General features: G+C 69.2%; 5 protein-coding genes. 3 read left to right on the plus strand and 2 right to left on the minus strand.

The window, feature by feature from the left end; genetic code table 11:
• Positions 1–4: 4 nt before the first annotated feature.
• Positions 5–1,636 (minus strand): citramalate synthase, encoded by a 1,632-nt coding sequence (gene cimA / locus ACFWFI_RS40040; protein ID WP_387400444.1) that lies wholly within the window; start codon positions 1,634–1,636, stop codon positions 5–7.
• A 443-nt stretch (positions 1,637–2,079) separates the two neighbouring features.
• On the minus strand, positions 2,080–2,814 hold the full coding sequence (locus ACFWFI_RS40045; RefSeq protein ID WP_387400446.1) for a TetR/AcrR family transcriptional regulator: 735 nt from the start codon (positions 2,812–2,814) through the stop codon (positions 2,080–2,082).
• A 125-nt stretch (positions 2,815–2,939) separates the two neighbouring features.
• Between ACFWFI_RS40045 and ACFWFI_RS40050 the strand changes: the two genes are divergently transcribed.
• The 3 genes from ACFWFI_RS40050 (at position 2,940) to ACFWFI_RS40060 (ending at position 6,162) form a co-directional block, all read left to right on the plus strand.
• Positions 2,940–3,653 carry a 4'-phosphopantetheinyl transferase family protein gene (locus ACFWFI_RS40050; RefSeq protein ID WP_387400448.1) on the plus strand — a complete coding sequence of 238 codons (714 nt, stop codon included), beginning with the start codon at positions 2,940–2,942 and terminating at the stop codon, positions 3,651–3,653.
• Between the two features lie 391 nt (positions 3,654–4,044).
• A complete protein-coding gene (locus ACFWFI_RS40055; RefSeq protein ID WP_387400449.1) occupies positions 4,045–5,496 on the plus strand; it encodes a serine hydrolase domain-containing protein in 1,452 nt (483 codons plus the stop codon).
• A 114-nt stretch (positions 5,497–5,610) separates the two neighbouring features.
• Positions 5,611–6,162 (plus strand): GNAT family N-acetyltransferase, encoded by a 552-nt coding sequence (locus tag ACFWFI_RS40060; RefSeq protein ID WP_387400451.1) that lies wholly within the window; start codon positions 5,611–5,613, stop codon positions 6,160–6,162.
• The last annotated feature ends 122 nt before the right edge of the window (positions 6,163–6,284 follow it).

The raw sequence follows: 6,284 nt of genomic DNA on the forward strand, positions 1-6,284 counted from the left end.
GCTGTCACTCGGTCGGTTCGACGCCTGCGCGGAGCAGGCCGTAGGCGTACGCGTCTTCGAGGGCCTGCCCTGATGCGGCGATGACGTTGGCGCCGACTCCGACGGTCGACCATTCACCGGTTGCGTCGGCGGTCGAGATCAGGACCCGAGCGGCTGAGGTGGTGCCGTGGGCCTGTTCCAGGATGCGGACCTTGTAGTCCACCAGTTCCAGTTTGGCGAGCTCCGGGTAGATGGTTTCCAGACCAGCTCGCAGCGCGCGGTCGAGAGCGTTGACGGGGCCTGTGCCCTCGGCGGTGTCGACGAGGCGTTCGCCCCGGGCCCAGAGCTTCACAGTCGCTTCGTTGGTCTGGCCGCCGCTGGGGCGGTCCTCGGCGATGATCCGCCAGGACTCGATGTGGAAGTACTTCTGCGGTCTGCCCTGTACCTGCTCGCGCAGGAGAAGTTCGAACGACGCGTCGGCGGCCTCGTAGGTGTAGCCGCTCAGTTCGCGTTCCTTGACGCGGGCGACGACTCGGCTGATCAGTTCGCGGTCGCCGCCGAGTTCGACGCCGAGCTCCTTCGCCTTGAGCTCGATGGAGGCGCGTCCGGCCATGTCGGAGACGAGCATCCGCATGTGATTGCCGACCAGCGTGGGGTCGATGTGCTGGTAGAGGTCGGGGTCGACCTTGATCGCGGAGGCGTGCAGGCCTGCCTTGTGGGCGAAGGCCGAGACACCGACGTACGGCTGATGGGTCGAGGGAGCGAGGTTCACGATCTCGGCGATGGCGTGGGAGATGCGAGTCATCTCACCCAGCGCGCCCGGGGGCAGCACACGCATGTCGTACTTGAGTTCGAGAGCGGCGCCGACGGGAAAGAGGTTCGCGTTGCCGACCCGCTCGCCGTAGCCGTTGGCTGTGCACTGAACATGCGTGGCGCCCGCGTCGACGGCCGCCAGGGTGTTGGCGATCGCGCAGCCGGAGTCGTCCTGGGCGTGGATGCCGAGCCGGGCCCCCGTGTCGGCCAGGACGGTGGTGACGACGGCCTGGATCCGGGCGGGAAGCATGCCGCCGTTGGTGTCGCACAGCACGACGACATCGGCGCCGGCGTTCCTGGCCGTGCGTACGACCGCTGTCGCGTACTCCGGGTTGGCCGTGTAGCCGTCGAAGAAGTGCTCGCAGTCGACGAAGACGCGCCGGCCCTCGGACCGCAGGTACGAAACGGTGTCGCGGATCATCTCCAGGTTCTCGTCGAGCGTGGTGCGCAGGGCAAGTTCCACATGCCGGTCGTGGGACTTGGCGACCAGCGTGACAACCGGCGCAGCGGAGTCGAGCAGGGCCTGGACCTGCAGATCCTCACTCGCTCTGGCCCCCGGCCTGCGGGTGGCGCCGAACGCCACCAGTTGTGCGTGCCGGAAGTCGATCTCGGTCCGGGCACGCGCGAAGAACTCGGTGTCGCGGGGGTTCGCACCCGGCCAGCCGCCCTCGATGAATCCGACCCCGAAGTCATCCAGATGCCGGGCGATGGCGAGCTTGTCCCTGACCGTGAGGTTGATGCCCTCACGCTGGGCGCCATCGCGAAGAGTGGTATCGAAGACGTGGAAGCCGTCGTTGGTCCGGGGGGCGGCTGAGCAGTGGGGTGAAACGGCTGTCCCGTTCATATCCGCTGGGCTTCGGTCTCGGTGCTCCGCAGGCGAAGGAGCGGTGTGCCGCCGGGCCGGGGCGCTGAGCGGGGAGCGTTTCCTGCCGTCGACGGTTTCGGAAGACCTGGCACTTCCATGGTGACCTCCTCGTCGTGAAACTTCTGTCTCTGGTGCGGCCTTCGGCACGGTACTACTCACGTGCGAGGGTCAACAGCGCTGCCTGCAGCGAGAGTTGACCGCTGCCCAGCTGTGCGTACGCACTGCTGAACCGGGGAACGGCCGGCATCAGGACGGAGAATCACCGGAAGAGGGCACACAACGTCGGCGCCGGGCCGCCGCGACCTGACAGCCCGCGATCCCGAGGTCCTAGACCCGTCCGGGACCTCGGGCGGCCGGTCCCGGGGTGAATGGCGGCACCGCGGCGCCGGCCTCGCGCAGAACCGGTTCGCGTGGTTGGGCCGTCAGGCCGGACCGTGGCGGGTGAGACGGGCCTCCAACCCGTCAAGGATGCACTGAAGGCCGTAGTCGAAGGTCTCGTCGCGGACCTTCCCCGGGTCCACCCCGCGCTGGGCGACCTGGCCTTCCATCAAGCGCGGGTGATCACGAGCGGCCTCCTCGAGGGCCGGGCGCAATTCGTCCACCCACTCCTGCTCGGTGCTCCCGCTGCGGGAGATCATCGACAGGTACGCCGCCTCGGATGTGGCCACACCGATGACGTAGGCGACGACAGTGCTCACCGCCCGGTCGGTCTCGTCCGACGGGAAGCCGGCGGTCTCGAAGATGGCGAGCATCCGGTCCGACATCTGCATCACGTTGGGTCCGAGGTGGGACAGGCCGACCTGGCCCAGGACGGAAGCGATCCAGGAATGCCGCAGCGCCATGGCGCGCAAGCTGTTGGCCGCCCCGGAAGCGGCGGCGCGCCACTCGGACCGGTGCCCGGCGACCGGCACGTCGAGCTCGCCGTAAACCTCGTCGACGACCAGTTCGATGAGCTCGTCCTTGTTGGCCACGTGCCGGTAGAGCGAAGTGGCCCCCGCATTCAGCCGATTGCTGAGGGTGCGCATGCTGAGGGCTTCGGTGCCGTCCGCGTCCAGCAGCCGGACAGCTTCTCTCACGATGCGTTCGCGGGTCAGCTGCTCCCGCTGGCGGCGCGGGCGGGTCCACACTGAAGGAATCGGCTGTCTGTCGGCCTGCATGGGTCCTCGCCCTCTCGTCGTTCCGCCACCGTAACTCATGGTGTTCGCAATAAGGAACGCTGTACGCAACGCCTCGGCCCGCCCACACCTGACGCGGCCGCGCCGTGCAGCTTATTGTGCGGGACATGACGATCCAGGCCGCAATGCACCACCCCAGGGAACTGCGACCTCACACCGAGGCAGCCCTCCCGGCGCTGCCCGGGGACGGCCGGACACCTCACCTGTGGATCATACGTACGGCCGAATTCCGGACAGAAGCGCGACGACGGAGCGACGCCGTGCTGGACAGTTCGGAGCGTGAACGTGCGGACCGCTTCCGTAACTCCGCCGACCGGGACACCTACCTCTGCGTGCATGTGGGTCTGCGCCTGCTGCTCGGGGCTTATCTGGACACGGAACCCGCGGAAGTCGCGCTGACGCGGCTGCCCTGCCCGCTCTGCCCCGAGCAGCACGGCCGCCCGGCGGTGGAGGGGAACCCGGTGCACTTCTCCCTGACGCACAGCGAGGACCTGGGGCTCCTGGCCTTCGCCTCCCGCCCCGTCGGCGTGGACGTCGAACGAGACCCGCTGCCGGAAGTCGCCGAGGAGGTGGGCCGGTCGCTGCACCCGCGGGAACAGCGGGAACTGCGCGACTGCGCGCCGGCGGAGCGCCCCCGGGCCTTCGCTCGGGCGTGGGCCCGGAAGGAGGCCTATCTCAAAGGGCTGGGTACGGGGCTGGGCCGCGATCCGTCGCTGGACTACGTGGGCACGTCCACATCGCCCTCGGCCCCATCGCGGTGGACGATCAGCGACGTTGCGGCCGGCGAGGGCTACACGGCCGCGGTGGCCGTGCAGAACTGACGTATCCGAGCCGCTCCCCCGCGCTCCCCCGCGCCTCCACGTGCCGGGGGTGCGAGCCGTGCTCGCGGCGGGGCCGGTGCCGGGTGCCGCACAGTCGTTGAGCGCCTATCGCCGGCCCCGTCCGCGCTTTACGATCAAGATCGCAGCTTCCGCCGGGGGACTCACGGGTTCCGCCGAGCGACGCGATGCGGGCAGGCGGAACCCTGGGCACGAGGCCCGGCTCCGCGCACGGATGTGCCACCGGACAGGCCGTTCGGCCACTGGATCCGCCGGATTCCAGCCCAGGGTGGGTCGCGAAGCTGGGCGTCAACACCATGCGCCATTGCGAACATAATTCCCCCCTGCGTACAGTGTTCGCGTAAAGGGAACACTGTCTGCCGAGGGAGAAGTCATGCCGAAGGACCTGAGCTGGGACGCGCAGGGCAACTGGGCGGCCAAGGGCGACTGGGGATCGAAGGACTCCGACGGCCGCAAGCTGTACCTGGACCACTGGCAGGCTCGGCTCGACCAGCTCCGCATGACGCATCATGTTCCGGGCGCCACGCTGGCCGTCCTCGTCGACGGTGATGTGCATGCCCTGGCGAGCGGCGTACTGCACCGCGGCACCGGGGTGGACGCGACGCCCGATTCGGTCTTCCAGCTGGGGTCCCTCGCCAAGATCTACACCGCTACGCTGATCATGCAGCTCGTGGACTCCGGCGCGCTCGACCTCGACGCCCCGGTACGGGATGTGCTGCCGGACTTCGTCGTCGCCGACGAGGAGGCGACCCTCACGATCACCACCCGGCAGCTGCTTTCCCACACCAGCGGACTCACCTGCGACTTCACCTACGACTCGGGCCGCGGCGACGACTGCCTGGCCCGCTACGTCGAGGCCGCCAAGGACGTGGGACTCGACTGCCCCCCGGGCACCGCGGTCTCCTACAGCAGCCTCGGTTACAACGTGCTCGGCCGCATCGTCGAGGTACTCACGGGGAAGACCTGGGACGAAGCGCTCAAGGAGCAGCTCCTGGTCCCGCTCGGGCTCAGCGGCACGATGACGCTCCCCGAAGAGGCGCTCGCGCACCGGACCGCGATGGGGCACCTGGGGGAACTCGGAGAGGACCCGGACCCCGCTCCGGCATGGGACCTCATGCCTCGTTCCGCCGGCCCGTACGGCCGCGTACTCGCCACAGCCGGGGATGTGGCCCGTCTGGTCAGGATGCACCTGGAGGGCGGCGAAACCCCCGAGGGCGTCCGCCTGCTGACTCCGCAGAGCATCTCCGCGATGCAGCGGCGCGAGGTGGACGTTCCCGACAAGTGGACGGTCAGCGCCGACGGATGGGGTCTGGGTTGGACGCTGTACGATTGGTCCGGAACCCCAGGCTTCGGGCACGACGGCGCCTCCATCGGCCAGTACGGCTTCCTCCGTGTGGTTCCCTCGGCAGGTGTGGCGCTCGTCCTGCTCACCAACGGGGGCGACGCCCGGCAGCTCTACGCGGAGCTCTTCGACGAACTGCTCCAGGGCCTCGCACAGGTGCGCATGCCCGCCCCCTTCGGACCGCCCGCGCAACCGCCGGTGGTCGACCTCGCGCCGCTCCTCGGCACGTACAAGCGTGAGGGCGTCCTGATCACCATCGCCGAGAACGACGGCAAGGCCCACCTGGTGTACGAGTTCGTCGACGGTATGAAGGACTTCTCGCCGCCGCTGGAGATGGACCTCGTCCCTGTGTCGCCGACGGTGTTCGCCGGCCCCGGCAGCGGTGCCTACAGTGCCGACTGGATGCCGGTCGTCTTCTCGACCCTGGCGGACGGCACAGCCTGTGTGTACATCGGGATGAGGGCTGCCCCGAAGACCGCCTGACACCTCGGCAGCGGGACAGGGACCGGGGACAACAGCCCCGGCCCCTGTGCCGTGCGGGGTGTACGGGCCTGCATCCTCTGGCGAGGCACGCTCCCCTCCGTGCAGGATCGTGGGATGACCAGTCTCGCCACCAGACTCCCCACATTGCGCCAGTTCTCCTCCCCCAGTGACGTCTCTCCCGCCCTGAACCAAGCCCTCGCGGAGTGCTGGATCGAGGTCACCAACGCGGGCGGCGCCGCCGGCTTCCACGTCCCGCCCATCGACTTGCGCCAGGCAGCCCCGGCCGTCGACGGCCTCGTCGGTCGCCTGACGCCAGTGACCAGCCGACTCGTGACCGCCTGGATCGACGGGGAAGTCGTGGGCTGGCTCAACGTCCGGCGCGACCCCTCCGAACTGATCGGGCACTGGGGCACCTTGCACCACGTGCAGACGCGTACCGCGGTCCGCGGCCTCGGCGTCGGATCGGCCCTGATGCGCGAGGCCCGCCGGGTCGCCCGGGACGAGATGGGCCTGGAGCAACTGCATCTGACCGCCCGGGGAGGCAACGGCCTCGAGGATTTCTACGGGCGGCTCGGCTGGCACGAGGTCGGCCGCTGGCCGGCCGCCTTCCGGCTCGGACCGGGGAACGATCAGGACCAGATCCTCATGGTGCTCGCGCCGCTCTGAGCTCGGCTGGGCTGCGCGATGGCGTGCAACCCAGCCGTTCTGGACACTTGAAAGCCGTTTCAGCGATCTCGTTCCGCGGGACGCCCCGCACGAAGAACGCCACCCCGCCGGCATCGTGAGCC

It is taken from the genome of Streptomyces sp. NPDC060209 (assembly GCF_042728155.1).
Lineage (GTDB): Bacteria > Actinomycetota > Actinomycetes > Streptomycetales > Streptomycetaceae > Streptomyces.

Coding starts and splice junctions, on each gene's coding strand:
- ACFWFI_RS40050 (WP_387400448.1), top strand. CDS start 2,940: ATGACGATCCAGGCCGCAATGCACCACCCCAGGGAACTGCGACCTCAC.
- ACFWFI_RS40055 (WP_387400449.1), top strand. CDS start 4,045: ATGCCGAAGGACCTGAGCTGGGACGCGCAGGGCAACTGGGCGGCCAAG.
- ACFWFI_RS40060 (WP_387400451.1), top strand. CDS start 5,611: ATGACCAGTCTCGCCACCAGACTCCCCACATTGCGCCAGTTCTCCTCC.
- ACFWFI_RS40045 (WP_387400446.1), bottom strand. CDS start 2,814: ATGCAGGCCGACAGACAGCCGATTCCTTCAGTGTGGACCCGCCCGCGC.
- cimA (WP_387400444.1), bottom strand. CDS start 1,636: ATGAACGGGACAGCCGTTTCACCCCACTGCTCAGCCGCCCCCCGGACC.